The organism is Bacillus sp. SM2101 (assembly GCF_018588585.1).
GTDB lineage: Bacteria > Bacillota > Bacilli > Bacillales > SM2101 > Nanhaiella > Nanhaiella sioensis.
The window spans coordinates 1-1,686 of sequence record NZ_JAEUFG010000090.1 but is presented as its reverse complement, the minus strand read 5'-3'; the positions used below and the strand labels follow the sequence as shown (position 1 = coordinate 1,686).

Genomic DNA, 1,686 nt, shown 5'->3' with positions numbered 1-1,686 from the left:
TTGTGTTTACTTAATAGGTAACTATCCTTAACATAGTCCAGATAGCCTTTATTACCTTCTTGCGCCATATTGTGGAATATAACTATACAGTTTTTTAAGTTTATAGGTAGATTTCTTTCCTCATCTTGAGTAATTGTTTTAAGGTAATTTTGAGGATTCACTTTATAAATTGATTGACACCTATAAAACACGTCATTAACTAACAAACAAAAAAACTGATTGATTAAACTCATTTGGACGACACAAGTTACTCGGGTCAAAAGAGTCTTTTATTACGACTAGTTTTGAGTTTTCTATAGATTCAAGGAGCTTTTTTGCCCAATGCTGTGGCATTTTATCACCAGTTATTATTAAAGTTGGAGCCCTGATATGTTTAAGATAAGGTTCATATTTAATTCGGTTTACTTCAATTCTCTGTTTAATTAGTTCCCATCTCCTCATATTTAGTATTACTTGTTTCATTGACTTTTGCGCAGTTGGCCAATCATTATATGTACTCTCTGCTAGTTTGGCTAAATTTTTTCTTGGTAGCAGATAAAAAGGGACAGCCATGTAAGAAGCCCATTTATATTTCAATCCAAGATAGCGAATTCTTGTATCATAGAAGCTATCTACTACTATTAGCCCCTTTACACTATTTGGATATGTAAAGGCTATTGTTTGACAAACAATGCCTCCATAAGAAACGCCAATAAAGTATGACTTCGGAATATCTAATTCTCTTAACAACTCAATAACGTCAGAAGCTTGCTTTTGAATAGTATCACGGACGGGTATATTTAGTTTTGAAGAAGCCCCATTTCCTCTTAAGTCAAGAGTTATTACTCGAAAAGTTTGCTTGAAAAAATTAATTTGAGGCTCGTACATTTTAGTACTAGCTCCTATTCCAGGAATAAATACTAATGTTTTTTGGCCCCTACCATAATCTTCATAATATATTTTAGCTTCATTTATATCTAGATACGGCATCTAGTTGCCCCCCTCCTTAGTAAAATTGATGTTTCACTAATCCTTACATTATCACTACCTTTACTTTATCTCTGATGATTCTCCCTCTTCTATGCCTCCTGAAGGGATTGCCCATGCATCAGATTCTTTACTCTTTACGATTAGTATTTCAAAATTGGTATTTACACATATCGCAGCCTACCGCAGCATTCTTTCATTTAATTTCCTCCAAAAAAGTTACAATGTTTAATGTGTACTTCTTTATATTATTTCAAAAATTCAGAATTCTTACAATCTCTTTCCATAAAGAAAACGCTTTTCGTTTGACAGAAAAGTGCCATATCGTATTATGAGGTCAGCCAGTAACATTTCTAGTTGACCTATTTTTAATAGGTATTAATCTTAAGGTAGTCGGGGCAGAACGCTAGCGCCATTGGGACTCGATCCCGTCGGCAATACTGTTCACCTCCTACTTGTAGAAACATGTTTGAGGCTGGTTGGGGCATAGACCCCGTATAACAAGCGAAGCTATGAAACTACAAGTTATGTTAGGGGGCTACCGGCAAATATATTATAGGAAGTGATACATTATGGATCCAGTCAGACTAGCCTCTTGCGCCATATTGTTGAAGATATAACAATAGCAACAGTTTACGAAACTAAAACCCTCGTTTATTAGATTTCTTTTAACTTTGAATACTTTCTATAAGCTTTATAGAAACTTCTTCCTATAAATAC

Annotated in this window: 1 protein-coding gene; it reads right to left on the bottom strand. The window is 34.3% G+C overall.

What is annotated here, in order from left to right; all coding sequences use genetic code 11:
- Positions 1-195 precede the first annotated feature (195 nt).
- The gene (locus tag JM172_RS24330; RefSeq protein WP_214484954.1) at positions 196-969 is read right to left on the bottom strand and encodes an alpha/beta fold hydrolase; all 774 of its coding nucleotides are present in this window, start codon (positions 967-969) and stop codon (positions 196-198) included.
- Positions 970-1,686: the final 717 nt, after the last annotated feature.

What these genes read in the sequence shown, in the direction of transcription:
- JM172_RS24330 (WP_214484954.1), bottom strand. Translation starts at nt 969, where the DNA reads ATGCCGTATCTAGATATAAATGAAGCTAAAATATATTATGAAGATTAT.